The sequence below is a fragment of the Streptomyces sp. Q2 genome (assembly GCF_056820935.1).
On record NZ_JBXEJE010000013.1, the window covers coordinates 1 to 25375 of the forward strand.

The 25375-nt window shown below is 71.2% G+C and carries 26 protein-coding genes, 2 tRNA genes, 1 other RNA gene and 3 pseudogenes; 22 read left to right on the forward strand and 10 right to left on the reverse strand.

Features of this window, described 5'->3' with window-relative positions:
* Positions 1-1758: DNA polymerase III subunit gamma and tau (locus tag ACWBNA_RS15840; protein WP_482704976.1), on the reverse strand; the 1758-nt coding region annotated here is incomplete at its 3' end.
* Between the two features lie 59 nt (positions 1759-1817).
* Positions 1818-1916, reverse strand: an RNA gene (gene ffs, locus ACWBNA_RS15845) — signal recognition particle sRNA small type.
* 72 nt (positions 1917-1988) lie between these two features.
* On the opposite strand from ffs, the gene ACWBNA_RS15850 reads away from it, so the two are divergent.
* Positions 1989-2076 (forward strand) — tRNA-Ser (locus tag ACWBNA_RS15850).
* 112 nt (positions 2077-2188) lie between these two features.
* On the opposite strand, the pseudogene ACWBNA_RS15855 reads toward ACWBNA_RS15850, so the two are convergent.
* Positions 2189-2831, reverse strand: a pseudogene (locus ACWBNA_RS15855) (site-specific integrase); the annotation flags it as partial.
* A gap of 56 nt (positions 2832-2887) precedes the next feature.
* Here ACWBNA_RS15855 and ACWBNA_RS15860 point away from each other — a divergent pair.
* The 6 genes and pseudogenes from ACWBNA_RS15860 to ACWBNA_RS15885 form a co-directional block, all read left to right on the forward strand.
* Positions 2888-3067, forward strand: a pseudogene (locus tag ACWBNA_RS15860) (hypothetical protein); the annotation flags it as partial.
* 618 nt (positions 3068-3685) lie between these two features.
* Positions 3686-4789 (forward strand): SCO4651 family lipoprotein, encoded by a 1104-nt coding sequence (locus ACWBNA_RS15865; protein ID WP_482704977.1) that lies wholly within the window; start codon positions 3686-3688, stop codon positions 4787-4789.
* A gap of 304 nt (positions 4790-5093) precedes the next feature.
* A complete protein-coding gene (locus ACWBNA_RS15870) occupies positions 5094-7532 on the forward strand; it encodes a helicase-associated domain-containing protein (RefSeq protein WP_482704978.1) in 2439 nt (812 codons plus the stop codon).
* 28 nt (positions 7533-7560) lie between these two features.
* A pseudogene (locus ACWBNA_RS15875) lies at positions 7561-7841 on the forward strand (type II toxin-antitoxin system VapB family antitoxin).
* A gap of 19 nt (positions 7842-7860) precedes the next feature.
* On the forward strand, positions 7861-8256 hold the full coding sequence (locus ACWBNA_RS15880; protein WP_482704979.1) for an SMI1/KNR4 family protein: 396 nt from the start codon (positions 7861-7863) through the stop codon (positions 8254-8256).
* Between the two features lie 54 nt (positions 8257-8310).
* Positions 8311-8814, forward strand: coding sequence for a DUF5990 family protein (locus tag ACWBNA_RS15885; protein ID WP_482704980.1), 504 nt, complete (start codon positions 8311-8313; stop codon positions 8812-8814).
* Between the two features lie 45 nt (positions 8815-8859).
* On the opposite strand, the gene ACWBNA_RS15890 is transcribed toward ACWBNA_RS15885, so the two are convergent.
* The gene (locus ACWBNA_RS15890; RefSeq protein ID WP_482704981.1) at positions 8860-9150 is read right to left on the reverse strand and encodes a zinc-ribbon domain-containing protein; all 291 of its coding nucleotides are present in this window, start codon (positions 9148-9150) and stop codon (positions 8860-8862) included.
* Between the two features lie 156 nt (positions 9151-9306).
* Here ACWBNA_RS15890 and ACWBNA_RS15895 point away from each other — a divergent pair, with 156 nt between their 5' ends.
* On the forward strand, positions 9307-10239 hold the full coding sequence (locus ACWBNA_RS15895) for a DUF72 domain-containing protein (protein WP_482704982.1): 933 nt from the start codon (positions 9307-9309) through the stop codon (positions 10237-10239).
* Here ACWBNA_RS15895 and ACWBNA_RS15900 read toward each other — a convergent pair.
* The 5 genes from ACWBNA_RS15900 to ACWBNA_RS15920 all read right to left on the reverse strand — a co-directional run bounded on the left by ACWBNA_RS15900 (position 10187) and on the right by ACWBNA_RS15920 (position 15972).
* Positions 10187-11923 (reverse strand): copper resistance CopC/CopD family protein, encoded by a 1737-nt coding sequence (locus tag ACWBNA_RS15900; RefSeq protein WP_482705149.1) that lies wholly within the window; start codon positions 11921-11923, stop codon positions 10187-10189. The two genes, ACWBNA_RS15895 and ACWBNA_RS15900, sit on opposite strands and share 53 nt — an antisense overlap.
* Positions 11924-12049: 126 nt before the next feature.
* Complete coding sequence (locus tag ACWBNA_RS15905) at positions 12050-12832, reverse strand: SDR family NAD(P)-dependent oxidoreductase (protein ID WP_482704983.1); 783 nt, start codon at positions 12830-12832, stop codon at positions 12050-12052.
* Positions 12829-13302, reverse strand: coding sequence for a cupin domain-containing protein (locus ACWBNA_RS15910; RefSeq protein WP_482704984.1), 474 nt, complete (start codon positions 13300-13302; stop codon positions 12829-12831). Before ACWBNA_RS15910 ends, ACWBNA_RS15905 begins: the two co-directional genes overlap by 4 nt.
* A complete protein-coding gene (locus tag ACWBNA_RS15915) occupies positions 13299-13910 on the reverse strand; it encodes a GNAT family N-acetyltransferase (RefSeq protein WP_482704985.1) in 612 nt (203 codons plus the stop codon). Before ACWBNA_RS15915 ends, ACWBNA_RS15910 begins: the two co-directional genes overlap by 4 nt.
* Positions 13903-15972: a penicillin acylase family protein gene (locus ACWBNA_RS15920; protein WP_482704986.1), complete on the reverse strand. Its 2070-nt coding sequence runs from the start codon at positions 15970-15972 to the stop codon at positions 13903-13905. The genes ACWBNA_RS15915 and ACWBNA_RS15920 overlap by 8 nt, the downstream gene beginning before the upstream one ends.
* A 95-nt stretch (positions 15973-16067) precedes the next feature.
* Here ACWBNA_RS15920 and ACWBNA_RS15925 point away from each other — a divergent pair, with 95 nt between their 5' ends.
* The 7 genes from ACWBNA_RS15925 to ACWBNA_RS15955 all read left to right on the forward strand — a co-directional run bounded on the left by ACWBNA_RS15925 (position 16068) and on the right by ACWBNA_RS15955 (position 20996).
* Positions 16068-16850, forward strand: a complete 783-nt coding sequence (locus ACWBNA_RS15925; protein ID WP_482704987.1) for a siderophore-interacting protein — start codon at positions 16068-16070, stop codon at positions 16848-16850.
* An 83-nt stretch (positions 16851-16933) separates the two neighbouring features.
* Complete coding sequence (locus ACWBNA_RS15930; protein ID WP_482704988.1) at positions 16934-18418, forward strand: hypothetical protein; 1485 nt, start codon at positions 16934-16936, stop codon at positions 18416-18418.
* 25 nt (positions 18419-18443) lie between these two features.
* Positions 18444-19037 (forward strand): HhH-GPD-type base excision DNA repair protein, encoded by a 594-nt coding sequence (locus ACWBNA_RS15935; RefSeq protein WP_482704989.1) that lies wholly within the window; start codon positions 18444-18446, stop codon positions 19035-19037.
* 101 nt (positions 19038-19138) lie between these two features.
* Positions 19139-19483: a hypothetical protein gene (locus ACWBNA_RS15940; RefSeq protein ID WP_482704990.1), complete on the forward strand. Its 345-nt coding sequence runs from the start codon at positions 19139-19141 to the stop codon at positions 19481-19483.
* A 70-nt stretch (positions 19484-19553) separates the two neighbouring features.
* Positions 19554-19712 carry a hypothetical protein gene (locus tag ACWBNA_RS15945; protein WP_482704992.1) on the forward strand — a complete coding sequence of 53 codons (159 nt, stop codon included), beginning with the start codon at positions 19554-19556 and terminating at the stop codon, positions 19710-19712.
* A 243-nt stretch (positions 19713-19955) separates the two neighbouring features.
* Complete coding sequence (locus ACWBNA_RS15950) at positions 19956-20252, forward strand: type II toxin-antitoxin system VapB family antitoxin (protein ID WP_003999914.1); 297 nt, start codon at positions 19956-19958, stop codon at positions 20250-20252.
* A 99-nt stretch (positions 20253-20351) separates the two neighbouring features.
* Positions 20352-20996, forward strand: a complete 645-nt coding sequence (locus ACWBNA_RS15955; RefSeq protein WP_482704993.1) for a LytR C-terminal domain-containing protein — start codon at positions 20352-20354, stop codon at positions 20994-20996.
* 142 nt (positions 20997-21138) lie between these two features.
* Here the strand turns inward: ACWBNA_RS15955 and upp are convergent, their stop codons facing one another.
* Positions 21139-21774, reverse strand: a complete 636-nt coding sequence (gene upp / locus ACWBNA_RS15960; RefSeq protein WP_383862569.1) for a uracil phosphoribosyltransferase — start codon at positions 21772-21774, stop codon at positions 21139-21141.
* Positions 21775-21881: 107 nt separating this feature from the next.
* On the opposite strand from upp, the gene ACWBNA_RS15965 reads away from it, so the two are divergent.
* The 7 genes from ACWBNA_RS15965 (at position 21882) to ACWBNA_RS15995 (ending at position 25225) form a co-directional block, all read left to right on the forward strand.
* Positions 21882-22067 carry a hypothetical protein gene (locus ACWBNA_RS15965; RefSeq protein WP_482704994.1) on the forward strand — a complete coding sequence of 62 codons (186 nt, stop codon included), beginning with the start codon at positions 21882-21884 and terminating at the stop codon, positions 22065-22067.
* 335 nt (positions 22068-22402) lie between these two features.
* Complete coding sequence (locus ACWBNA_RS15970; RefSeq protein WP_482704995.1) at positions 22403-22933, forward strand: tRNA adenosine deaminase-associated protein; 531 nt, start codon at positions 22403-22405, stop codon at positions 22931-22933.
* 56 nt (positions 22934-22989) lie between these two features.
* Positions 22990-23421 carry a tRNA adenosine(34) deaminase TadA gene (gene tadA / locus ACWBNA_RS15975; protein ID WP_482704996.1) on the forward strand — a complete coding sequence of 144 codons (432 nt, stop codon included), beginning with the start codon at positions 22990-22992 and terminating at the stop codon, positions 23419-23421.
* 62 nt (positions 23422-23483) lie between these two features.
* Positions 23484-23568, forward strand: a tRNA-Ser gene (locus ACWBNA_RS15980).
* An 89-nt stretch (positions 23569-23657) separates the two neighbouring features.
* Entirely contained in the window at positions 23658-23834 is a 177-nt protein-coding gene (locus ACWBNA_RS15985; protein WP_217235915.1) for a hypothetical protein, read from the forward strand.
* Between the two features lie 11 nt (positions 23835-23845).
* Entirely contained in the window at positions 23846-24139 is a 294-nt protein-coding gene (locus ACWBNA_RS15990; RefSeq protein WP_482704997.1) for a Dabb family protein, read from the forward strand.
* Between the two features lie 210 nt (positions 24140-24349).
* On the forward strand, positions 24350-25225 hold the full coding sequence (locus tag ACWBNA_RS15995; protein ID WP_482704998.1) for an RNA polymerase sigma factor SigF: 876 nt from the start codon (positions 24350-24352) through the stop codon (positions 25223-25225).
* The last annotated feature ends 150 nt before the right edge of the window (positions 25226-25375 follow it).

A 25375-nucleotide genomic window follows, 5' to 3' on the forward strand; every position in this document is an offset into this window, starting at 1 on the left:
AGGCGGGCTGCTCTGTGTGGCCGGGGGCTGTCCGCCGCCGGCGGGCGTCGCGGTGGGCCAGCCGCCGGGGCGTCGACCGCCGCCCGCGGGCGCGGCGGTGGGCCAGGCGCCGGGGGCGGGGGCTGAGGCGGCGGGGGTAGGTGCCGGGGGAGGCGACGAGGAGGGCTGGGACGGGTGCTGGGTTTGAGGCTGGGTCTGGGGTCGCTGAGGCTGTTGGCTCTGCTGGCCCTGCTGGCCCTGCTGGCCCTGCTGGCCCTGCGGGTTCTCGGGCTGAGGTGGCTGCGGGGCGTGGTCGGGACCGGCCGGGCGGGCGACGGGAGCAGCGACAGGTGCTCCAGCCCCTCCGGCCACCGCGGGAGTCCCCGTGTGGGCTCCCTGCTCGGAGGCCCCGCCCGACGCGGCAGCCCCGGCGCCCGCGGGCGCCCCGGAAGCGCGTACCGCGGCCCGAACCGCGGCCGGACCACCCCCCGGCGGAACCGACGCAACCTGCGGAACCGGGCCGGCCGCAGCCGCCGCTCCGCCCACCGCTCCCCCGTGCGCATGCGCGTCCGGCCCCGGCACGTACCCCATGGCCGGCGCACCACCGCCCGCGGAGAAGTTCACGCCGCGCTCGATACGGTCCAGGCGGGCCATGACGGAGCGCTCGTCGCCGTACGCGGCGGGCAGCAGCACGCGCGCGCAGATGAGTTCGAGCTGGAGGCGGGGGGAGGTGGCGCCGCGCATCTCGGTCAACCCGGCGTTGACGAGGTCGGCGGCGCGGCTGAGCTCGGCGGCGCCGAAGGTGGAGGCCTGGGCCTGCATCCGCTCGATGACGTCGGCGGGGGCGTCGATGAGCCCCTTCTCCGCGGCGTCCGGCACGGCGGAGAGGATCACCAGGTCCCGCAGCCGCTCCAGCAGGTCGGCGACGAATCGCCGGGGGTCGTTGCCCCCCTCGATGACATGGTCGACGACCTCGAAGGCGGCGGCGCCGTCACCGGTCGCGAAAGCCTCGACGACGGAGTCGAGAAGCGACAGGTCCGTGTAGCCGAGCAGGGAGGTCGCCATGGCGTACGTCACGCCGTCCGCCGCCGCTCCGGCGAGGAGCTGGTCCATGACGGACATCGAGTCACGCACGGACCCGGCACCGGCACGCACGACGAGCGGCAGCACCCCGTCCTCGACGGGAATCCCCTCCCGCCCGCACACCTCGGCGAGGTACTCGCGCAGGGTGCCGGGCGGCACGAGCCGGAACGGGTAGTGATGGGTGCGCGACCGGATGGTCCCGATGACCTTCTCGGGCTCGGTGGTGGCGAAGATGAACTTCAGATGCTCGGGCGGCTCCTCGACGACCTTGAGGAGCGCGTTGAAGCCGGCCGACGTGACCATGTGGGCCTCGTCGATGATGTAGATCTTGTAACGACTGCCGGCGGGCCCGAAGAAGGCCTTCTCCCTGAGGTCACGGGCGTCGTCCACACCACCGTGCGAAGCGGCGTCGATCTCGATGACGTCGATGGAGCCGGGGCCGTTCCTCGCGAGGTCCTGACAGGACTGGCACTCCCCGCACGGCGTCGGCGTGGGCCCCTTCTCGCAGTTCAGGCACCTCGCCAGGATTCGCGCGCTGGTCGTCTTGCCGCACCCGCGCGGACCGCTGAACAGGTACGCGTGATTGACCCGGTTGTTCCGCAGCGCCTGCTGCAACGGGTCGGTGACATGCTCCTGCCCGATGACCTCGGCGAACGACTCCGGGCGATAGCGGCGGTACAACGCGAGAGACGACACGCATACGAGGTTATAGGCGCCCACTGACATCGGGCCCCGCCCGCAGGTCTCGCCCTGACAACGCAAGCGCCCCCCACGCACCCGCCAGAGCCAACCTACCCTTGCTGCCTTCCGGCCCTGGGGGAGTTCAGTCAGATAGCGCCGCGTGAGGGGCTGCGCCAACAGTACCCGATGACGGCCAGGGGGAACGAGTTCGCGAGCACTCCTCAACGTCTTGTATTGTTTGCGGCGGAGGATTCGCCTAGTGGCCTAGGGCGCACGCTTGGAAAGCGTGTTGGGGGCAACCCCTCACGAGTTCGAATCTCGTATCCTCCGCCAGTGCCTCACCGGGCACGACTCGAAGGGCCCCACCGTTCGCGGTGGGGCCCTTCGACGTTGTCCGTCTCAGTTTCCGTCTCAGTTGGTTTCTTCCTGGCCGTCCGCCGGTGCCGGGCGGCACCCAGAGCACGTCTCCGACTTGCTGGGCGACCTTGCGGAGCATGGTCCCGGTCACGTGCATGTACCGAGCGCGCATCCGGGCCGCTCCCCCGGGCTCCCAACCCATGATCGAGTCGATGACGACGTCCGGGACCCCGAGGATCAGGAGCACGGTCGCGGCGGTGTGGCGAGCGTCATGAAGACGGCCGTTCCGGACGCCGGCGGTCCCGAAGCAGCCGCTTCCAGGTGTGGAAGTCGGTGTTCGGACTCAGCGGCCCACCGATCGGCGACGCGAAGACGTACCCCTTGCCCTTCCAGTCCGCACCGGCCGCGATCCGCTCCCGCTCCTGGGCTTCCTGGTGCTGGCGGAGAATCTTGATCAGCGGATCGGGCAGGCCGATGGTGCGACGTCCGGCCCGGGACTTGGCCGACTCGTGCTCGCGACGCGTCTGCTCCCGCTTGGGGCAGTAGCCCGCCTTCCGGCCATACGGATTGGCACCTCAGCCGTGCGCGTACATGGGGCGGAGCCGGTTCTTACGGATGCGGACGTATCCCGCGTCCAGGTCGACGTCCTCCCAGTGAAGGCCGAGCGCCTCACCTTGCCGGAGACCGAGCGCGAGGGCGACGACCCAACGCTGCTGGCCGGACCGTCTGGAGGCAGCGCGCGAACGTACTCCCCCGCGACTACTGGTGCGAGTGCTGGACCGAGAACATCAGCAAGGACCAACAGCCGGCACTGCACGCGTCATTCGACGCCTACTCGGCCGCTCAGGCAGGCCGGTGGATCGCCATCGCCCTGCGCACCATCAGCCCAGCACTCGACACCTCGGTCTCAGAGCAAGCATGGGAGTGGCTGTACGAGGGCCGCATCGACACCAGGCGAGCTTTGCTCCCGGGATGGAGGAGGCGCCGTTCCCGACTGCGGGCCCGTAGTGGAGTGGACGGTGGGTCGAGGAGGGAAGCGGGTGCGGCTTGGCACGCCCTGTACCGGTGCTTTGCCGCACCGCAAGGCTGCAGGCCCGGCCCGTGCAATAGCCTTCCCGCGGAGGGGTGCCATGTCTGCGTGGATCATGTTGGGTTCCGGCTGCTTTGTCGTAGTCCTGGGCGTGTTGACCTTGACCGGCAGCCGGGGAATCGCAGAGTACGCGCGGTCGCCTAGGGCTGGTTGGGGTCGGATAGCGATGGGTGGCGGCTTCGTCCTGGACGGCGGAGCTAGACTTCTCGACTTCTCTTTCGGAGCGGGGATGGTTGTTTCCACCATTGCCCTGGGGATCATCGTGCTCGGTGCGGTGCTTCAACTCCAGGCTGGAGCGTTCGCCAAGGCTCGTCATGCCGGCGACGCAAATTGAGCGGCGCCTGTACCCCCCGGCCAGGACAACCGTCAAGTGGGTCACCGATGTCTGACACCAGCGGCTGACACCAACAGCCGCGAACACGGCCGGATTCCGACGCACTTCAGCGGCCGGCGTCGAGTCGCTCTATCGGCGAAACGCGGGCTTCGATAGGCGCCGTGATCGACCTGATAAGGATGAGGGCAAGGTCAAAGCCGCTGCACCCCGGAGACGTTGCCCTTAGGCGGGTGCGGTCCGTCGCGCATGACCCACCAGAACCCAGCGGATCACTGGACACACGCCGGGATACGCTCACGGCCTGGCTTGGGTCAGCAACCTTAATTCCGGGGGGAATTATGACGATTTCATCGCGTGGTTGCGTACCGCTCAGAGTGACGAGCGCGACCTTCGCCGCTGTGCTGCTCGCTGGGGGAACGGTTGCCTGCGGAGGGGGCTCGGCGAGTGACACTCCGAATCAGGGCTCGCCCAGGGTGACGCCCGCGACGGCCGTGGCGAAGGCGGCGGCGAACTCCGAGCGCATCACGTCGCTCCACTACCGGGTCACCGGGACCGTACCGGATAAGGGGCGACTGGAGGCCGAGGCATCCATGAACACGGAACCCCTGACCATGAGTATGAAGATGAACGCGACCGACCAGGGTAGAGACGGCCAGCTGGAGATCCGGTTCGTCGACGAAGTGATGTACGTAAGCGGGAGTGCGATCGATTTCGAGAAGCTGGACGGCAAGAGCTGGTTCAGCGCCGACCCGGCTGTATGGGGACGCGGCGCGGTGGACAACCAGTCCTACGGCGTACTGCCGCGTCAGATCGAAGGCAACCCAGCCGTGCAGTCCACGATCCTGACCGCCTCCAAGGACGTGCGGAGCATCGGGACGCAGACGATCGACGGCACCCGGACCACTCACTACAGAGGAACGGTCACCAGTAGCGGCATACGCGCCGCCCGTGACGCTGCCGCGAGCAAGGCGGCTCGGGAGCGCCAGATCGACAGCCTTGATCAGTTCACAGCGTTGCGCATCGAGGGCACGCTCACCGTGGATCTGTGGATCGGCGACAACAACCACCCCAGGCAGTTCCGCATGCGGGGCGATACGTACGCCACACGAAGCGGCGAGGGCAAGCCGCTCGAGTTCGTCGACGGCGAACCCCTCGACCTGACCTTCACCTTCCTCGACGTCAACCTGCCGGCGACCGTCGAGGCACCACCGTCCAAAGACACCGCTGACCTCGCCGCACACGTGGACGAGACACAGGCAGGATGAGCAACACCCGGGAAGACTCCGCCTGTCCCGCACCGTCTCAATTTCCGTCTCATTCAGCGCCGTTCACGACCGTTCAGGTAAGACCCCGCGCCATCCCCGCTCATCAAGAACATTTCGGCGAGAGGTGGCCAGATCTTCTACTGCCGTCGGCTCGTCTTGTCGGGCTGGGCCCGCGGCGGGGAGGTGCCCCAGGCTCTGTCTTCGTACGGCATCCGCGGATCATGGAACTGCGCCATCCTTGACCTTGGCGCCGAAGCAGATTCGGCCCGCCTGTGACGTTCCCTGTCTGTCGAGGTGCACCCTCATGAAGTCCCGATCGACGCTTGCGACTTGGCTGAGCGAACTCGATGGTTCCCGCCTGGCACGCGTACTCGCCATGCGGAAGGACGCAGCCTCCTCTCCGGAACCACGCTCGGTGGGGGAACTGGCGGACCGTCTCCAACGTCCGGGGTCCGTGGCACTCGTCCTGCCTCAACTCACGCTGCCGTGCTTGCAGGCCGCCGAGGCGCTGGCAGCCCTGGGAGCACGAGCGACCCGGGACAGCCTCGCGGAGTTGCTCGGCTCGACATCCCCTGCGGCGGTACACGCGCTGGACGCGACCCTGGAGGCGCTGTCGGACCGGGCGCTCGTGTGGCACGACGGCAACGGGGCACTCCGCATGCCTACGCCCTTGCGGCAGGCGTGGAGCACGCCTCTGGGACTTGACGCCCCGCTGGAAGAGTTGCTGGCCGGCACCACCTCGGAGGAACTGCGCGGCATGCTGGCGGTCCTGGGTATCAAGCCACCCGGCACCAAGCAGCAGCGACTCGCGGCGCTGGTGGAGCATCACAGTGACGCTGAACGGGTCGCCGCGTTGGTGGCTGGGGCACCGGCGGCCACACGCAAGTTGCTTGAGCAGAGCGCCAGGTCCACGCCGCGTCAGTCACCGTTTGTCGTGTTCGGGGATCCTGGCCGCGACCTCCGACCAGGCGCCCGATGGGCACTCGACCGCGGGCTTCTGCTCCAGGACCGTCACCGGTACGGGCCCGTCCGGATGCCGGTCGAGGTGGCTTTGGCTCTGCGGGGCCCCGATTGGCACGCTCCGTTCGAACCTCTGCCGCCCGTCCCACAGTTGGTGCCCATCACCTGCTCGGAGGTGGAGCGGGAGGCCGCGGTGGCCGCCACCGCGTTCGCGGCCCATGCCGCCTCCGTCCTTTCGACATGCGCGACCGCTCCACCGACCCGGCTGAAGTCGGGCGGGATCGGCGCACGTGAACTGGCCAGGCTCGGCAAGGCCGCCCAAGCGGACGACGCCGTCGTACGCATCGCCCTGGAGACCGCGTACGCCGCCGGACTGCTGGCCCGCGACGGCGATCGCGTAGCTCCCACCGAGGCGTACGACGACTGGGCCGAGCAGGAGCCCGCGGAACAACTCGCCGTACTGCTCCGGGCATGGCGGGACCTGCCGCTCACCCCCACCCGGGCGCGCGACGAAGACAACAAGGCGCTTCCCGCGCTCGCCGGCGCCCCTGACTGCGACGGCTGTCTGCAGGCCCGCCACGGGCTGCTCACCGCGGCAGCGGGGCTCCCGGCAGGACAGGGTGTGAAGCTCGCTTCGGAGCTGGGGCCGCTCGTGGCCTGGCACCGTCCGCTCGCCGACGACGCCTCGCCCCAGGACACGGCACCGTTCAGCAGCGTGATCCGCGAAGGCGAACTGCTGGGCGTGCTGGCACGGGGCGCACTGTCCCCGCTCGGTGCCCACCTGACGGCCCACGCCGACGAAGAGCTCGACATCACGGCCCGGCGGCTGCTGCCCCCCGCGACCACGACCGCCCGGATCGGCACCGACCTCACCGCCGTCGTCACCGGCACCCCGTCCGCGCGACTCTCAGCGCTGCTGGATTCGATGGCCGACCGGGAGACCAGTGGCACGGCCTCGGTATGGCGCTTCAGCGCCGGCAGTATCCGCCGGGCCCTGGACGCCGGCCGCACCCCGGACGACATCACGGTCGACCTGGCCGGTAGCTCCGCCACGGCTCTGCCACAGCCGCTGACCTTTCTCATCGCCGACACCGCGCGAGGTCATGGACGGGTGCGCATCGCCCCCGCGGCCTGTGTCATCCACGGCGACGAACCCGCGCTCCTGGCCGAACTCGCCGCCCACCGCGCACTGTCCAAGCTCGCCCTGCGGCAGCTCGCCCCGACGGTCCTGGTCAGCGGCAGCCCACCCGCGACGACTCTCGCCGCGCTCCGTGCCGCGGGCTACGCCCCGGTCGCCGAGACCGCCGGGGGAACGGTACGCATCGAAAAGCGCCTGCCGCAGAGGGCCGCCGCTGCCGTCCCGCCCCCTCGAAGGAACGTCGGGCGGCGCGGCCCCCGGACCACCGCGACCCGCGCCTCGGACATGCCCACCAGCCAGGACGACGCCGGGATGGACGTCCTCGCCGACCGGCTGCTCACAGCCCCGCCGACCCCACCGGAACCCGACCCTTTCGGCAGCGGGGTGCCGTTCGGGACGGACACCGAGGAGATCGTCGCCGGATACGCGAAGCACCTGTCGTACAGCGACGTCCGCCAGGTCGCCCATGCCATCGACACCGGTGCGGCCATCACGGTCGAGTACGTCGCCACCTCGGGCAACCGGACCGTACGCACCCTCAGCGACCTGGAACTCGACCCGCCCTACCTCGACGCCTGGTGCCACCTGCGCGAAGCGGAACGCGTCTTCACTCTCTCCTGCATCCATGGCGTGATGCCCGCGTAGGACTCGGCGGCCAAGGCCGGGTGCCCGGGTGTGCCACCCCGCGGGCACCTCGCGAGAGAGTCGGACCGTTATCGACCTGGACGACGACCTGCTCGCGGACGTGGCTAAAGCCAGGCTAAAGCCCTCGGGACGAGCACCAAGCAGGAGACGGTCAACACCGCTCTTCGCGAGGTGCTGGAGAGTCGGCGTCGGGCCCTGGCTCTCGCCCGGCTGCGGGCCGCGGCCGGGGACGGCGCATTCGATCTGGAGCTGTTCGAGCGGCCGGGGGTTGCCCGGGCCCACGTCTGTCGAGGACGTCGCCGCCTTTGAGCGGGTGGTGGGCCATCCGATGCCCGAGCTGGTGAAGCGGATGTATCGGGAAGTCGCCAACGGCGGCTTCGGGCCGTGGCAGGTGGTCTCGCTGACCGAGACCGACGACTGGTTCAGCGACTGCGCGGACATCACCATGGCCTACCGCGCGTACAACGGGCCCGAGGGGGATGCCCTCCCTTCGGGGATCGTCCCGCTGATGGACCGGGGCTGTGCCATGTGGACGCTGATCGACTTCCGTACGGCGGATGGGCAGCTGTGGGACTGGGACCCCAACCTGTGCTGCATCCCCCATGCCCTCGCACCGCTCGGACAGTCGCCCGCTCAGTGGCTCGCCGACTGGGTGCGCGGCGAAGCACACGCAGGTCCCTCTCCACACCGTGTGTTGGCTACCGCGGACTGTCGCGAACAGTGAGGCCGGCGGAGGGCGGCCCGTCTGGATCCGACGCCGGCAGCGGATGATGGCCGCATGCGTATCCGTATCGATGCCTTCGACCTGCCCGGCCTCACCCGCCCGGCCCCCGCCGACGGCAGCGCGCCCGCCTACGGCAACGTCCACGTCGCCGTGCAGCGCCGCGACCGGCCCGGCGAGCTGCTCGAGCCGCAGCGGGGGGACGCCTCGTCGGCGACCTGGACTCTGGAGTGCACGGCGGTCGTGTCGCCGAGCGGTGTCGAGGTGAAGGGGCCCTATGTGCAGAACCGTCTGGGGCACCGGTTCATCTACCTGTCGTGGGGGACGGTCGACGAGGCGGGCCTCTTCACGATGTTCCGGCGTGCCAAGCTGATGCTCGACGCCGTCCCGGCCGACGTACTCGCCGCCGCCGCGCCCGACGGCCTGCTGGTCGCACGGCTCGGACTGACCGACGCGCACGGCGGGCCCCTGTGCGCGCGGATCACGCCTCCGCACGTCAGCTGGACCGCGGAACCGGCGGCCGGCCACGCGGGCCCGGGGCCTGCCACGCCGGATCAGTGAGACCCGGCCGGCCCGTGAGACCGAGCCGGCCCGCCCAGTCCACCCTCAGGACTGGTACGGCTGCTGCTGTGTCTGCCCGTACTGCTGGCCGGCCTGGCCGCCCGCGCCCTGCGCCAGCAGCTGGTCCGCCTGTTCCTTGGTCAGCTTCTGTTCCGCGCCGCAGAAGGTGCACTGGGTCGTGTACTTCGTCGAGAACGGGAACAACGGCACGAAGAACAGGGTGAACTTCGTGACGCGCTTCCTGAGCGTGTGCGCGGAGGGGTTGCCGCACTGGCCGCACACCAGGGTCAGTATCGCGAGCTGGTACAGGTAGCCCTTGGTGCCGAAGATGATCATGCGGGTTCCTTCCCGAGTCAGTACCTGCCGACACGGTGCCGGTGAGCGGCACGGTGCGGTCACAGATCACAGTGTCCTGCACGCCGACGCCGGGCGTGGATGATCGGGGTCCTGAGGCGTCGCGTTCCTTCCCGGCGGCCGGGTAACCGCTCCCCCATGGGTGACATCCTCGTCGGCACGTGTTCCTGGACCGATCGGGCCCTCGTGAGCAGCGGGTGGTATCCCGCCGGGCGGCGGGACGCCGAAGGGCGGCTGCGGTACTACGCGGGGCGGTTTCCGGTGGTGGAGGTGGACTCCGGCTACTACGCGCTGCCCGGGGAGCGGAACAGTCGGCTGTGGGCGGAGCGGACGCCGGACGGGTTCGTGTTCGACGTGAAGGCGTTCTCGCTGCTCACCGGGCATCCGACCAGGGAACGTGCCCTGCCCGAGGGGTTACCCGCCGACGCCGGGGATCCCGGCGTGCTCGACGAGGTGTGGGCGCGGTTCGCCGCCGGGATCGGGCCGCTGCGGGAGGCCGGGCGGCTCGGGGGCGTGCTGTTCCAGTTCCCGCCGTGGTTCCGGCCGGGGCGGCGGGCCGAGGCGTTTCTGGAGGACTGCGCGGTGCGGACGGCCGGGTGGCCGGTCACCGTGGAGTTCCGGCATCCGGCGTGGTGGAGGAGCGAGCCGGAAGGAGGAGGGGGACCGGACGGACGGGCGGAGGCGACCGCCTCGCTGCTCACCCGCCTCGGCTTCGCCGCCGTCGGGGTCGACATGGTCCAGGCGCTGCCCTCCTCCATACCGCCCGTCACGCCCGTGACGTCGCCGCGCCTGTCCGTCGTGCGGTTCCACGGGCGCAGTGCCGCCTGGGGGACCGGGAGCAAGGAGGACCGCTTCCGGTACGACTACTCGCGCGCCGAACTGGAGGAGTGGGTACCTCGGTTACGCGCCCTCGCGGGCCGGGTCGGTCAACTCCACGTGCTCTTCAACAACTGCTGCGCCGACTCCGCCGTACGCGCCGCCGAGACGATGGAGCGCCTGCTCGCCGGCCAGGCGCTGCCTAGCCCACGATCCGCACCGTCTTCGACTCGCTCACCTGATCGATTTCCGTGACGCGGACCGTCACCTTCATCTGCCAGTCGCCGGCGAGGGGGAGATTCAGGGTGTTCGTGGCCCAGTAGCCGCCCTTGTCGGTGAGCCGGGCGTCGATGGGGCCGATGTCCTGGGCGGGGAGGGTGAAGGAGAGGCGGAGCTCGGGAACGGTGGAGATGCCGTCGTCGGGGCCGAAGACGACGGCTTCGACGGAGTTGTCGCCGGTGCGGCCGGGGTCGAGGGTGATCTGCACCTTGCCCTGGCCGCCGGGGATGCCGACGTCGAAGGGGATGGTGGTGACGGAGGCGGTGGGCAGGCCGGTGGTGGCCGCCGTCTCGGCGGCCTCGGCGGCCGCTCGGCCCGGCAGGGTGCCGGTGAGGACGGTCGTGATCACCAGGACCGCCACGCCCACGGCGACCTCGGCCAGGACCGAGCGGCGCAGCGCTGAGTGGTGCGTGGTCGAGGAGGAGCGGGGGACTGCGGCGGGTTCCGGGGGTGGCGGCGGGGGACCGCCCACCGTCTCCGGGACCCGTTCGGGTACCGCCGCTTCCGCCTGCACGAGCCTGGCCGTCCACCGCCGTGAGACGTTTCCCGCCGCCAGCAGCACGACCACCGCGGCGAGTTTGGCGACCAGGATGCGGCCGTACGTGGTGTCGGTGAGGGCGTTCCCGGAGCCGAGGCCCCGCCAGGACTGGTAGACGCCGGTGACGACCAGGACGGTCACCGAGAGGAAGGCCAGGCGGGAGAAGGAGGCCACGACCGACGCCGGGACGGCTGTCTGTGAGCGGTACAGCGAGGTCAGCAGTGCCGTCAGGCCGCCCAGCCATACCGCCATCGCGAGGACGTGCAGGACGGACGACGTCATCGCCACCGGCACCTGGATGCCGGCCGACGCGTGCTCGCCCGCGGCCCACGTCAGCGCCAGGCCGACGCAGAGGGCGGCGCCCGCGGCGAGCCACGCGCGCGACAGCGACCCGCGCCGCAGCAGTCGTACGACGAAGACGGCCACCGGCAGCAGCAGCGCCAGGCGGGCCAGCAGGACCAGGCCGGGGCGGGTGGTCAGGGTGCGGGCGAAGGCCGACGGGTCCAGGGACGGGGGCCCGCCCGACTCGTAGGGGGCACGCAACGCCAGCAGGGCCACGGTGGCGGCCAGCAGGGTCCACCAGCCCGCTCGCAGGAGCCTCCGCAGGGGAGCGGGGTCCGGGGGGCGGCAGACCGTCAGGAAGACGGCTGTGCCGATCAGCAACGCGACGGCCAGGTACGCGAGGTAGCGGGCGATGTTGTACAGGCCGGCCGTCGTCGGGTTTTCGACCGGGTCCGCGCCGACCACCGCCGTGGTCGTGGAGGGCTTGCCCACCGAGAAGGTGAACGCCCCGGACACCGGGTGGCTGTCCGCCGACACCACCCGCCAGGCCACCACGTACGTGCCCTCGGCGAGCTTCGCGGGCAGGGTGACCCGGGCCGTGTCGGAGCCCTCGGGTGCGTGCTGGGCCTTGCCCGTGCGCAGGCGGTGGTTGCCGGGGTCCAGGACGCGGAAGGAGTCCTCCAGGAGGCCCACGGACTCCGTGAAGGTGAGGGTCAGGTGCCGGGGGGCGGACTTGAGGACGGTTCCGTCCTTGGGGTCGGTGTCGCGAAGAGCGGCGTGGGCCGACGCGGGGCCCGCGCTGCCGAGGAGGAGCAGGACCAGCACGGTGCCCAGCAGCACCAGCCCTTGAAGTCCCCGGCGTCCTCGGCCCGCGCCTGACCTGAACTCACCCGCACGCTCCACGTCTCTTCTCCGTCTGTGGACTTGCCGCCTACCGGAGAGGTACGGACGCGGCAGCGGGAACGCTCACCACGTCGGCCGTGCCGTCACGCCGCCGTCCACCACCAGGTCCTGCCCGGTGATCCAGGACGCGAGCCGCGACGCCAGGAACACGCACGCGTCGCCGACGTCCTGCGGGCGCCCCAGCCGGCCGAGCGGCGCCGCCCGCTCCCAGCGCCGTACCCCGTCCGGCCAGGCCTCTGCCAGCCCTTCCCGGTCGATCAGGCCGGGCGAGACCGTGTTGACGCGGATGCCGTGCGGGCCGTACTCCAGGGCCGCCGCGCGGGCGTGCATCACCACGGCGGCCTTGGAGGCGGCGTAGTGGGCGTGGTCGACGGCCGGGTGGCTCGCCTCGATGGACGCGATGTGGGTCACGGAACCGGAACCCGAACCGGATCCCGGCGCCCCCTGTCCGCGCATCACCTCCGCCGCCGCCTGCGTGCACGCGAACACGCTCGACAGGTTCGTGTCCACCACCGCCCGCCACTGCGCCGCCGTCATCCCGGGCAGCGCCCGCGTCGGCTGGACGCCCGCGTTGTTGACCAGCGCCGTCAGCCGGCCCTCGCCCCACTCGGCGGCCTCCCGCACCAGGCGCCGGCACTCCTCCTCCTCGGCGAGGTCCGCCCGCAGGACGACGGCCCGTCCGCCCGAGTCCCGGATGCGGGACGCCGCTTCACGGGCCGGTTCCACCGCGGTACGGCAGTGCAGGGCGACCGCCGCGCCCTCCTCGGCGAACCGCAGGGCGATGCCCCGTCCGATGCCGCCGCCCGCGCCGGTGACCAGTGCCACGTGTCCTTCGAGGAGTCTCATGGACGGCACAGTCCCGCGATCCGGCCGGCCCGCGCCGGGTAACGCGCCGCCAGCTCCGCCGCGTCGCCGTGCTCGTAGTCCTCGTAGGTGAATCCGGGTGCCATCGTGCAGCCGAAGAAGGCCCACTCCCCGCCGGCCGCCACCCGTCCGCCCATCCAGGTGCCGCCGGGGACGGTGAGCTGCGGGTGCTGGCCGCCGAGTACGTCCGGTCCGAGGACGGCGGTCGTCGTCGTGCCGTCGGGGGCGAGGAGCAGGAGTTCCAGCGGGTCGCCCAGGTAGAAGTGCCAGATCTCGTCGGTGGGCAGGCGGTGCAGGGCCGAGAAGTCGTCCGCGGTGAGCAGGGCGACGATCGCCGAGCCCGTGGGCCGGCCGTCCGGCAGTTCCGGTCCCGCCCAGGTGCGTCGGAACAGCCCGCCCTCGCGGGGGATGGGCTCGAGACCGTAGTGGGCGACGAGGTCGTCTGGGGTCACGCCGGGAAGGCTACCTCCCGGGTGAGGAACGCGAGTTGGGCGTGCTTCTCGGGCAGGTACACGTCCGGGAGGTCTATCTCCGGCAGGACGACGACCGGGCCCGCCTCGAAGCCCTGCTTCAGGAAGCGCGCGATGGCCTTCTCGTTGCGCACGTCGGGGTCGACCACGACACGCGTGCGGCCCAGGCCCCGCAGCACGTACGAGGTGACGGCGGTGAGCAGCGCAGACGACCAGCCGGGGCGCGCGCCGTCGCGCCGCGCGGGCGCCAGCAGCAGGTGGACGCCGATGTCGCCGGGGCGCACGTCGTAGCACTCGCTGACGCGGTCGGCCGCCGGCTCGTAGGTCTGGAGCAGGGCGACCGGCTCGCCGTCCTTCAGCACCAGGAAGGCGTGGTGCGTGTCGAGGGTGTCCATGTGCGCGTAGATCTCCGCGACCTGGTCCCTGCTCAGCCCGGTCATGCCCCAGAAGGACGCCCGCTCCTCACTCACCCACGCGTGGACGACCTCGGCGTCGGCGGTCGCGTCCAGGGGCAGGACGTGGACGGTGCCGAAGCCGTCGACGCTCTTCTCGTGGACGGGCTCGCGGGTGGGGGTGTACGCGTCAGACATCGGTCTCCTTCGTCAGGTGCCGCCAGTCGGTGACGACCGGCACGAGGTCTCCCCTGAGCCACAGGGGGAGTTGGTCACGGTGGTGGTCCGAGCCGGGGATCCCCGAGGCGCCGAGGGGCACCACCCACAGGCTGTCCTCACGCCGGGCCAGGTCCCACACGTACCGGGCCGCCGGGCCGCGCGCGCTGATGTCGGTCCGGCCGGGCACGGCGGAGGTGCACAGCACGCAGTCGTGATCGCCGGACAGGCCCGGCCCCTCCTCGGGCGTGCCGGTGAGCGCGCGCCAGGCGAACAGGCGGTGCGTGTCACCCCAGGTGGCGGGCGGGTTCCCGGCCGCCGCCACCTCCTCGACGGCCTCACGGACGGTCTCCGCTCGGTCGATGCCGTACAACTCCTGTGCCCGCAGCAGGTGTTCGAGGGCGAATCCGATCCGCGGGACGAGCGCCAGCCACGGCAGGAAGACCTCCGGGTACGCGGGCGGGGCGGTCAGGGGCGCGAACGCCGGGTGCGCCGCGAGCCGGCGTACGACCGCACCGCGCACCGCCGCGTACAGGGCCGCGTCCGTGCTGCCGGCGTCCATGTGGCGGTCCCAGCGCAGGAGGCTGTCCCTGAGGGCGGCTGCCTCGGGGGTGAGGCCGACCAGCGCTTCCAGGTGGTCCAACAGCGGTTCGGCGGAGGCGAGTCGGGTGTCCATGTGGATGACCGGCATGTCGGCGGGCGACCAGTGGTCCTTCTCCGTGAGGAGGGCGGTGATGCGGTCGGCGCGGTGGGGCGGGGCGAACTCGACGCCGAGGGGGGCCGCCGGGCCGCGTTGGTTGGCCATCACGGCGATGCCGTCGGTGAGGCCGGCCCGGGGCGTCTCGTGCCAGCCCTGCCAGTCGTGTCCGGGTTCCCAGGCGGGGACGAGGTGGACGCGGTTGGCGTCGGAGCGCAGCGGCACCCGGCCCGCGACCCGGTGCAGCAGGCCGCCCTCGGTGTCGGCGGCCTGGACGACGTTCACGGGTTCGGCCCAGAGGTCGAGGGCGTGGTCCACGTCGGCGACCCGGCGGGCCCGCAGCAGGGGGAGCAGGGCGCTGAAGCCGAGGTCCTCGGTGACGCGGGGCGGGTAGCGGAGGGAGAGCGCGAGCGGGGTGCCGTCGTCGAGTCCCTCGGGGCCGCCGGCGATCACCGGTCCCCGTTCCGTCTCGACGACCTCGACCTCGACCGGCTCCTCCCCCGCCACCTCGACGGTCTCCGTGTGCCGGGCGGCCCGGTGCCAGAGCCCGTCCGGGCCAAGCGCCTCGACGCCGGCGCCGGTGCGGCGCAGCCTCTCGCGGTAGAGGTCCTGGTAGTCGGCCATGGCGTTGGTGATGGCCCAGGCGACCGTGCCGGTGTGGCCGAAGTGGGCGATGCCGGGGACGCCGGGGACGGCGAGGCCGACGACGTCGAACTCGGGGCAGGACAGGTGGATCTGCTGGTAGACGCCGGGGTCCTCGATGAAGCGGTGCGGGTCGCCGGCGATGACCGCCGCGCCGGTGGTCGTGCGCTCGCCGCCGACCAGCCAGCCGTTGCTGCCGGAGGTGCCCGGTCCGTCGGTGGCGAACAGCTGGACGGCGTCCGCTCCCAGGTGCCGGACGACCTGCTCGCGCCAGAGCTTGGCGGGGAAGCCGGCGAAGAGGATGTGCGTGGCGAGCCAGACGCCGAGCGGGGTCCAGGGCTCCCAGCGGCCTGGCGCGAGGCCGACGCGGGCGAACTCGGGTGCCTCGGTGCGCGCGAGGCCCTCGTTGACGCCGTCGACGTACGCCCGGACCCAGTCCGCCGTCTGCGGGTCCCGTCTCTCCAGGGCGGTGAAGCAGCGTCTGGACGTGTCGTCGAGGCTGGCCCGTCTCGCGAAGAGGTCCCAGGCCAGGGCGTCGGTACCGAGGAAGGCGGCCGAGGTGCCCTGGGTGCGGTGCCGCTCGACCTCCAGCTGCCAGGCCCGGTCGCGGGCGGTGACCCGGCCCTGGGCACGGGCGAGCGCCCGCGCGCTGTCGGCGCGGAGATGGGGGATTCCCCAGGCGTCGCGGAAGACCTCGGTGCTCATTGCTGTGCCTCTTCGTGTGCTGGAATTCTACGCTTTTAGGTTAGGCTTGCCTAACTAAATGGTGGTGGAATCGTACGCGAAGGGTGAAAAACACGATGGGGCAGGGGCACGGCTGGGAGGGCGCGGTCCTCAGACTGCTGCGCGCGAAGGACTTCGTCTTCACCGTGACCGGTGCGCAGGACGTCACCGAGAACTACCGGCGCGTCCACCTCACCGACGGCGGCATGCTGGCGGCGACCGGGGTCCACCCGACGATGTGGGTGCGGCTCTGGTTCGACAACGCGGGCAAACCGCACCAGCGCGCCTACACCCTGGTCGACCCCGACCCCGCGGCCGGCACCTTCAGCCTGGAGTTCGCCCTGCACGAGGGGTGCGCGAGCGACTGGGCGCGGGCGGCGAAGCCCGGCGACACCATCGAGGCGACCGTGCACGGCACCGACTTCCAACGGCCCGATCCCACACCCTCGCACGTCTTCGCGATCGGCGACCCGGCCTCGCTGCCCGCCCTCAACTCCCTCCTCGACGCGCTCGCCCCCGCCCCGGCGACCGTCTGGTTCGAGAGCACCCCCGACGGCTCCTCCGACGGCACCCCACCCGGCTCCTCCGACAGCGCCCCCGACACCGCCCTCAACGGCCTCCCCTTCCGCACCGACCCCGCCCGGCACGACGTACGCCCGGTGCCCCGGCAGGACTCCGGCGCCCACCTCGTCGCCCAGGTGAAGGCGGCCCTGCCCGGCCTGCTGAAGGCCAGCCCGGAACCGTACGTCTGGATCGCCTGCGACACGGCGACGACCCGGACCCTGTCGTCGTACGTCCGCAAGGAGTTGGGGCTTCCCCGGCAGCGGATCCACGCGCTGGGGTACTGGCGGGCCGGCTGAACCGGTACCGGGCGCACGTACAACCCTTTGCGTGACCTGTGGGTCGTGTGGGACACCTGTTGCCGCCCGACCCAGGAGCCCCGTTGCGCAGAGCAGTCTTGGCGACCGCCCTCGTCACCGCCGTCGCCGGCGTCACGCTCACCCCGATGACGTCGTCCGCCGCCGCCCCCTACAAGGGCGCCAACACCGCAGCCGTCCAGGACGACTTCAACGGCGACGGCTACCGCGACCTCGCCGTGGGCGCGCCGCACGCGGCCAACGGCACGGTGGAGGAAGCCGGCTCGGTCGTCGTGCTGTACGGGTCGAAGTCCTCGGTCGGCGCCACGCGCCGGACGGTCGTCACCCAGGCGAGCGCCGGGATCCCCGGCGACCCGGAGAAGTGGGACGAGTTCGGGACCACGGTGGCCAGTGCCGACCTGGACCGGGACGGCTACGCCGATCTGCTCGTCGGCACGCCCCGCGAGGACGTCGGCGGCATCGAGTCCCGGGGTTCCGTGACCGTCGTGTGGGGCGGACCGAACGGGCTCAAGGGCGGCGCGAACATCGCCCCGCCCGCCGGGTTCGGGGAAGACAGGACGTACTGCCGCTTCGGCATGTCCCTGGCCACCGGCGACATGAACGGCGACGGCGCCCCCGAGGCCGGCATCGGCTCGGGCTGCTCGGCCGCCTCCTACACCGGCCCCTTCACCCGCACCGGCGGCTCCGCCTCCCGCTACCTCGAAGGGCGGGTCAACGCCCGGGGCGTGGTGATGGGCGACGTCAACGGCGACGGCAGGGCGGAGCGCTTCTACCTGGCCGGCCCCACCGACGGCGACATCCGCGGCCCGGTGGACCTCGACAGCGGGGCCCCCGACGCCGAGAACTCCCGCGAGACCTGGCCCGTCGAACTCCCCTACGCCGACGGCCACGCCGGCCGGATCGGCGACCTCAACGGCGACGGCTACGGCGACCTGGTCACCGGCATCGCGGGCGACCAGTCCCACTTCAACGCGCCCGGCTCCGCCCGCAAGGGCGGCGAGATCCAGGTCCTGTACGGCAGCGCCCAGGGCATCACCACCACGCAGCAGCCCAAGGTCTTCCACCAGGACACGGCGGGCGTCCCCGGCACCGCGGAGTGGGGCGACTGGTTCGGCCGGTCGCTGAGCGTCGGTGACGTGAACGCCGACGGCTACGCGGACGTCCTCGTCGGCTCTCCCGAGGAAGCCGTCGGCACGCGCGCCTCGGCGGGTGCGGCCGTCCTGCTGCGCGGCTCCGCCACCGGCCTGACCACCGCCAAGGCGGCCGGCTACACCCAGGACACGGCGGACGTCCCCGGCGCCGCCGAGACCGGCGACTGGTTCGGCGCCACCGTCCACCTCACCGACCTCAACCAGGACGGCAAGGCCGAGACCGTGGTCGGCGCCCCCGCCGAGAACAGCGACGGCTGCCTGTGGATCGCCCGCGGCTCGGCCGCCGGCCCCGTCCTGAAGGGCTCGGTCAACCTCTGCGGCAAGAGCGCCGGCATCACCGTACGCGGAGTGAAGGGGTACTTCGGCGCGGCGCTGACCAGCCCCCACGTGGAGAACTGAGACACGCGGGGGCATGATCGGGGTCATGGACGTCACTCTTCACCTCGCCCAGGACCCCGAGGCCGACGAGCTGCTCGGACGCTCCCCGCTCGCCGCGCTCGTCGGCATGCTGCTGGACCAGCAGGTTCCGATGGAGTGGGCGTTCAAGGGGCCCCGCACGATCGCGGGCCGGCTCGGCGCCGACGACCTGGACGCGCACGAGATCGCCGCACAGGACCCGGAGGCCTTCGCCGCGCTCCTGTCGGAGAAGCCGGCCGTGCACCGCTACCCGGGGTCGATGGCCAAGCGCATCCAGCAGCTGTGCCGGTACCTCGTCGAGCACTACGACGGGAACGCCGAGCTCGTCTGGAAGGGCGTGACCGACGGAGCAGAACTGCTGCGACGCCTTCAGGAACTGCCCGGTTTCGGCAAGCAGAAGGCCCAGATCTTCCTCGCCTTGCTCGGCAAGCAGCTCGGCGTACGGCCCGAGGGCTGGCGCGAGGCCGCCGGCGCCTACGGCGAGCCGAAGTCCTTCCGTTCCGTCGCCGACATCACCGGGCCTCAGTCGCTGACCAAGGTCCGGGCGCACAAGCAGGAGATGAAGGCGGCGGCGAAGGCCGCGAAGGCCGCCGGGAAGTAGCCGCCGTCCGGGTGGCCCGCCCGGCCGGGGTGTAGGCCGAGCGGGCGGTTCTCACCGCCGGTGGGATGAACGATGTAGCCCGCCCGGGGAGATGACTTCCCGTGAGCACCGCCGCACCGCAAGCCTTCGGTACCGCCCGCCGGCGAGCCTGGCTGCGGGTGCTCGTCCTGCTGCTCGCCCTGTTCGTGCCGGGCGCGCACGCGGGCGCACAGGCGGTGCCCGCCTCCGCGTCGGCCGCCGAGGGCGGCTCGGCGGTCTTCGAGTACGACGTCCTCGACACCGTGTTGCGACCGGTGACACGGGGCGCCGGCCGTCCCGCCGTACCGCTGCGGCCCGCCCCCTTCCCGGACGCGCCGCCCGCCACCCCGGCCACCCGGCCCCGGCCCGTGCCGCCGCGCACCCCGGCCGCTCTGCACACCCTGCGCTCGGTGGTCCTGCGCTGCTGACAGCACCGGCTCCCGCCCTCCGGTCCGTCAGTACGACGCAAGGAACCCAGAGAACGCAAGGAACACCGACATGGCGATCGACCCGTACGCGGTCCTGCGCGCCCTCCTGCGCGCCGAGGCCGCACGCAACGCACCGAAACCGCAGACATCGCAGGTATCGCAGGTACCGAATGTTCCGCAGGTGAAGGAAGCGAAACCGCAGCGGCCTCCGAGGGAACAGGGCCGCTGACCCGCCGGCGGAGGCGGACCCACCGCCTCCGCCGCGCGTGCCCTGCCGTGCCGAAGCCGGAACGGGCGATCTCGAGATCCCGGACAGGACCGGCGGCCTCGGGAACGACGGTCCGACGAATCGTTTCGCTGTCACTCATCTCGGGGCCGCGTCCCTTTTTGCCCCGTTTTACGACGTCTTTTTCAGCCCCGTACTCCGTCGCCATGGCTGCGCCCGGAAGGTCTTGACCGGTAGGCTTTCCGTGTGATCTTCAAGCGCATCGGAAACGGCCGGCCGTACCCCGACCACGGCCGGGAAAGCACCCGGCAGTGGGCGGACGTCGCGCCGCGCCCGGTCCGCCTCGATCAGCTCGTGACGACCAAGGGCCAACTCGACCTGGAAACCCTGCTCGCCGAGGACTCCACGTTCTACGGCGACCTCTTCGCGCACGTCGTGAAGTGGCAGGGCGACCTGTATCTGGAGGACGGCCTCCACCGAGCGGTCCGCGCGGCCCTCCAGCAACGCCAGGTGCTGCACGCGCGCGTCCTCGAGCTCGACTGAGGCGCTCCCCGGCGACGGGTTGACCCTTTCGGGTTCTCCTGCACCGCGTCCAATGATCATCTAGTAGGAATCGTCGCCCGAGCGCACTACGCTGCGCCCATGAGCATGCTGACTCCCCCCGGCATGGGCGGCAAGTACCGGATCACGGGAGACAAGTACCCACGCATGCGCCGGCCTCGGCGGCGCGGCAGGCTCGCCCTCGGGCTGGTGGCCTCCGTCGCCGCGCTCGGGCTGACCGGATGGGGCACCCTTCAGCTCATCGATGTCTTCACCGGCGGCGGCAAGAAGGCCCAGGCGGCCGGTACCAAGGCGGACTGCGGCACCAAGGCGACCCCGTCGGCCTCCCCGCCCGCCCGGACCACGGTCAAGCCCGCCCAGATCACGGTCAACGTGTTCAACGCGACCCCCCGCAGCGGCCTCGCCAAGAAGGCCGCGGACGAGCTGAAGAAGCGCGGCTTCAAGATCGGGGACGTGGGCAACGCGACCAAGGAGTTCGACAAGAAGGTCAAGGGCACCGGGCTGCTGCTCGGCCCCGCGTCCGCCCTGAACACCTCGCTGCCCGTCCTCGCCACCCAGCTCTCCACGGCCGAGCGCCGCACGGACGCCGCACGTAAGGGCACCGAACTCGACCTGATCATCGGGACCGGCTACAAGGACCTGAACAGCAAGGCGGACGCCGACAAGGCACTGGCCGCACTGGCCGCGCCCCAGCCTACGTCCACCTCCGCGAAGCAGGACTGCTGAGCCTCGTACGAAGGCCTTCTTCGTACGACTGCTTCGTACGACTGCTTTGTGACGACCGCTTCGTGGCGACCGCTTCGTGGCGACCGCTTCGTGGCGACCGCTTCGTGGCGACCGCTTCGTGGCGACCGCTTCGTGCCGAGGCCTACTCGGCCGCCCCGTACATCCGGTCCCCCGCGTCGCCCAGGCCCGGCACGATGTAGCCGTGCTCGTTCAGGCGCTCGTCGACCGAGGCGGTCACGACCGTGACCGGGGTGCCCGCGAGGTCGCGCTCCATGAGCTCGACGCCTTCGGGGGCGGCCAGGAGCACCACGGCGGTGACGTCGTCCGCACCGCGCTTGATCAGCTCCTGGATCGCCGCGACCAGGGTGCCGCCGGTGGCGAGCATCGGGTCCAGGACGTACACCTGGCGGCCGGAGAGGTCCTCCGGCATGCGCGTGGCGTACGTGGACGCCTGGAGCGTCTCCTCGTCACGGATCATGCCCATGAAGCCCACCTCGGCGGTCGGCAGCAGCCGGACCATGCCCTCCAGCATGCCGAGGCCGGCCCGCAGGATCGGCACCACCAGAGGGCGCGGGTAGGAGAGCTTGACGCCCGTGGTCGAGGCCACCGGCGTCGTGATGTCGACCTGCTCGGTGCGCACGTCACGCGTGGCCTCGTAGGCGAGCAGGGTGACCAGCTCGTCGGCGAGACGGCGGAAGGTCGCGGAGTCGGTGCGCTGGTCGCGCAACGCGGTGAGCTTGTGGGCGACCAGCGGGTGGTCGACGACGTGGAGGCGCATGGCGCTAACAGTAACCGGGAACCGTGCCGCGCTCCGTTCGTCCTTGCGCTGGCATCAAACCGCCCGTCAGGGGGAAAGTGGGAGGGACGTACCAGGGTGGTGTGCCTATGCCTGACCGCTATATCCGAGAGGACACGTCGGCCCCGAGGACCGACGCCGAGCGCCGTCGGCGCCGCGCCCAGTTCCTGCGCGACCTGGCCGAGGCCCGCGAACTGCGCGACCGCGTCCAGCCCCGCCGCGCCAAGACGGCCCGTCTGCGACACGCGATGCGCATGCGGACGTTCCGTTGGTGAGAGCCCGGTAGGAGCCGAGACACGCCGAACGCGCCGCCGAGTTGGAAGATCGCGGGGCCGTCGCGCGTTGTCCCGGTGGCCGTGCGTGGGCGCCTGGGAAAGCCGCGTACGATCCGCTGTTGGCGGCAACGAGTGCGCTGGTGAGACCTCGACGGACCCTTGGCTGCCGTGCGATCGGCGGCAGCCGGACACACAGGGAGTTCGAAGACGTCCCCTGAGCGCCATGTTTCTGCCACGATTCCGAGTGGGTGGGCTCGGAGCCCAGCTCTCCCCGCCCACAGCCTCCGCCGGGGGGATCCCCAACCGGCACGCCTAAGACCAGTGGGAGAGTCACGGTGTACTTCGCCGCACTGCTCGCGCGCACCGAAGACGGGTGGGAAGCGAGCGACACGGAGCTCGACAATGTGGAGACCCTGTCGGATCTGGCCGACCTGGCTCGGGAAGCCTCTCCCGACGAGGACACGGTGCTCGTGCTGATCGAGCAGGAGGACGCCTGGTTCGGCGTCGTCCGCATCGACGGTGAGGAGGACCCGCGTATCTACGTCTCGGACGCCGCAGCCGCCGCCCGCAGCTCGTACGGGGAGATCCTGCTCACCGACGAACTGCTCGGCAGGGATCCCGACGAGGTCGAGGCCGACCTGGACGCCCTCGATCTCGACGGCACCGAGGACGGCGAGGACGAGGAGGACGGTGACGCCGAGGACGGCGCCACCGGCGAGCTCGTGCCGCACGGCCCGGTCGGCGACATCCGGATCCTGGACGACCTCGGCGTCGGCGAGAAGGAACTGAAGTCGCTGTCGCAGGACGCGGTCACCGAGATCGCCGAGGCCCTGGGCGCCTCGGAGGTCCTGGAGGCCGTCCGCTGACCTCACCGACAGCGGGAACGACACCGGACCCGGTACGCGACCCCTGGCAGGCCGCGATGCGGCTCGCCCTGGAAGAGGCCGGGCGGGCCGGCCGGGGCGGTGACGTCCCCGTCGGCGCCGTCGTGCTGTCCGGCGACGGCAGGACCGTCCTGGCGGCCGGGCACAACGAACGCGAGGCCACCGGCGACCCGACCGCGCACGCGGAGGTCCTGGCGATCCGCCGGGCGGCCGCCGAGCTCGGTGGGTGGCGGCTGGCCGGCTGCACACTCGTCGTGACGCTGGAGCCCTGCACGATGTGCGCGGGCGCGATCGTGCAGTCCCGCGTGGACCGGGTGGTCTACGGCGCCCGCGACGAGAAGGCGGGTGCGGCCGGGTCCCTCTGGGACGTCGTCCGCGACCGTCGGCTCAACCATCGCCCCGAGGTGATCGAGGGTGTGCTCGCCGGGGAGTGCGCCCGTCTGCTGACCGACTTCTTCCGCTCCCGCTGACGTCCGGTACCGACCGAATACCGATTTCAAACCACGCCCCACCGTGCTGTAAGGTCTCCCTCGGTAGCGTGTCCGAGCGGCCGAAGGAGCTCGCCTCGAAAGCGAGTGTGGCGCAAGTCACCGAGGGTTCAAATCCCTCCGCTACCGCAGAAGAAGGGCCCCGTCGAAAGACGGGGCCCTTCGTGCGATCATGTGCGCTCGTTGGGGTCAACGCCGGAGAAAACAGGGAGGCCGCGATGGCGGTGAACGCGAAGAAGATCGCCGTCTACGTTGCCGTGGTCTTCGTGCTCTACGTGATCATCACGGACCCGGCCAAGGCCGCCGACTACGTCCAGATAGCCTTCGAGGGCATATCGGACGCAGCCAGGTCCATCGGCGACTTCTTCACGTGGCTCGCCGACGGGGCCAAGTAGGAGAAGCGCACATGATCCGCCATCTGGTCCTCTTCAAGCTCAACGAGGGCGTCGAGCGCGACGACCCGCGGGTCGTGCAAGGCTTCGAGGCCTTCCGGGCGCTCGACGGCACGATCCCCGAGATCCGCTTCTGGGAGCTCGGCTGGAACCTCAGCGACCGGCCCATCGCCTACGACTTCGCCATCAACTCCGGCTTCGACGACCTGCCCGCCCTGCGCCGGTACGTCGAGCATCCGGCCCACCAGGCGGGCGTGAACCTGTGGAAAGAGTTCGCCACCTGGGTGATCGCGGACTACGCGTACTGAATCCTCGCGCCTGTCGGCCTCCCGTACGCCGCACACCCTGAGCAGCCCTCCGCCGGAACGGCGGAGGGCTTTTCGTGTCGTACGACCCCAACTCTCACCTCAACACGGCGTTATGCGGTGCTTGCACACAGTGCACATGTCTTGTGATGCTATGACCGCTTTTGATGGATGAGTTGACCGACGAAGACCGATGAAGAGGTGGCGTTGACCGTGTCGGCCAGTACTGCGCCGCCCAAGGAAGTCGTCGAGGTCACCGAGGTCGTCGAGGTCACCGACGCCGCCGAAGTCGCGCCGGCCGCCGCGCCGGCCACACCCGGGCGCAGCCGCGGCGCCGACACCCGGGCGCTCACGCAGGTACTCTTCGGCCAGCTCAAAGGGCTGGCGCCGGGCACGCCGGAGCACAACCGGGTGCGCGGGGCGCTCATCGAGGCCAACCTCCCGCTCGTGCGCTACGCGGCCGCCCGCTTCCGCTCCCGCAACGAGCCGATGGAGGACGTCATCCAGGTCGGCACCATCGGCCTCATCAACGCCATCGACCGCTTCGACCCGGAGCGGGGCGTGCAGTTCCCGACCTTCGCGATGCCGACCGTCGTCGGCGAGATCAAGCGGTACTTCCGCGACAACGTCCGCACGGTCCACGTTCCGCGCCGGCTGCACGAGCTGTGGGTGCAGGTCAACAGCGCGACCGAGGACCTGACCACCACCTTCGGGCGCACCCCGACGACCTCCGAGATCGCCGAGCGGCTGCGCATCACCGAGGAGGAGGTGCTGTCCTGCATCGAGGCGGGACGCTCGTACCACGCCACCTCCCTGGAGGCCGCCCAGGAGGGCGACGGGCTGCCGGGACTACTGGACCGGCTCGGCTACGAGGACCCCGCCCTGGACGGCGTGGAACACCGGGATCTCGTACGGCATCTGCTGGTGCAGTTGCCGGAGCGGGAACAGCGCATTCTTCTGCTGCGCTACTACAGCAATCTCACCCAGTCGCAGATCAGCGCGGAACTCGGTGTCTCCCAGATGCACGTCTCGCGGCTACTCGCGCGTAGCTTCCAGCGACTGCGTTCCGCGAACCGGATCGACGCGTAAGCGGGAGACCGGGCGGCTCGTAACCGAATAGGGGATCGAGTCGTCACCGGCAGGACTGAATCGCTCACCAGCGCGGATCCCGGCATTTCTGTGCCGAAATACCGTCAGACCCCCTGTAGGCAGGGCGTATTCACGTCTCGCATGTCGACA

Coding starts and splice junctions, on each gene's coding strand:
- ACWBNA_RS15870 (WP_482704978.1), top strand. CDS start 5,094: ATGAAGTCCCGATCGACGCTTGCGACTTGGCTGAGCGAACTCGATGGT.
- ACWBNA_RS15880 (WP_482704979.1), top strand. CDS start 7,861: ATGCCCGAGCTGGTGAAGCGGATGTATCGGGAAGTCGCCAACGGCGGC.
- ACWBNA_RS15885 (WP_482704980.1), top strand. CDS start 8,311: ATGCGTATCCGTATCGATGCCTTCGACCTGCCCGGCCTCACCCGCCCG.
- ACWBNA_RS15890 (WP_482704981.1), bottom strand. CDS start 9,150: ATGATCATCTTCGGCACCAAGGGCTACCTGTACCAGCTCGCGATACTG.
- ACWBNA_RS15895 (WP_482704982.1), top strand. CDS start 9,307: ATGGGTGACATCCTCGTCGGCACGTGTTCCTGGACCGATCGGGCCCTC.
- ACWBNA_RS15905 (WP_482704983.1), bottom strand. CDS start 12,832: ATGAGACTCCTCGAAGGACACGTGGCACTGGTCACCGGCGCGGGCGGC.
- ACWBNA_RS15915 (WP_482704985.1), bottom strand. CDS start 13,910: ATGTCTGACGCGTACACCCCCACCCGCGAGCCCGTCCACGAGAAGAGC.
- ACWBNA_RS15920 (WP_482704986.1), bottom strand. CDS start 15,972: ATGAGCACCGAGGTCTTCCGCGACGCCTGGGGAATCCCCCATCTCCGC.
- ACWBNA_RS15925 (WP_482704987.1), top strand. CDS start 16,068: ATGGGGCAGGGGCACGGCTGGGAGGGCGCGGTCCTCAGACTGCTGCGC.
- ACWBNA_RS15935 (WP_482704989.1), top strand. CDS start 18,444: ATGGACGTCACTCTTCACCTCGCCCAGGACCCCGAGGCCGACGAGCTG.
- ACWBNA_RS15945 (WP_482704992.1), top strand. CDS start 19,554: ATGGCGATCGACCCGTACGCGGTCCTGCGCGCCCTCCTGCGCGCCGAG.
- ACWBNA_RS15955 (WP_482704993.1), top strand. CDS start 20,352: ATGAGCATGCTGACTCCCCCCGGCATGGGCGGCAAGTACCGGATCACG.
- upp (WP_383862569.1), bottom strand. CDS start 21,774: ATGCGCCTCCACGTCGTCGACCACCCGCTGGTCGCCCACAAGCTCACC.
- ACWBNA_RS15965 (WP_482704994.1), top strand. CDS start 21,882: ATGCCTGACCGCTATATCCGAGAGGACACGTCGGCCCCGAGGACCGAC.
- tadA (WP_482704996.1), top strand. CDS start 22,990: ATGCGGCTCGCCCTGGAAGAGGCCGGGCGGGCCGGCCGGGGCGGTGAC.
- ACWBNA_RS15985 (WP_217235915.1), top strand. CDS start 23,658: ATGGCGGTGAACGCGAAGAAGATCGCCGTCTACGTTGCCGTGGTCTTC.
- ACWBNA_RS15990 (WP_482704997.1), top strand. CDS start 23,846: ATGATCCGCCATCTGGTCCTCTTCAAGCTCAACGAGGGCGTCGAGCGC.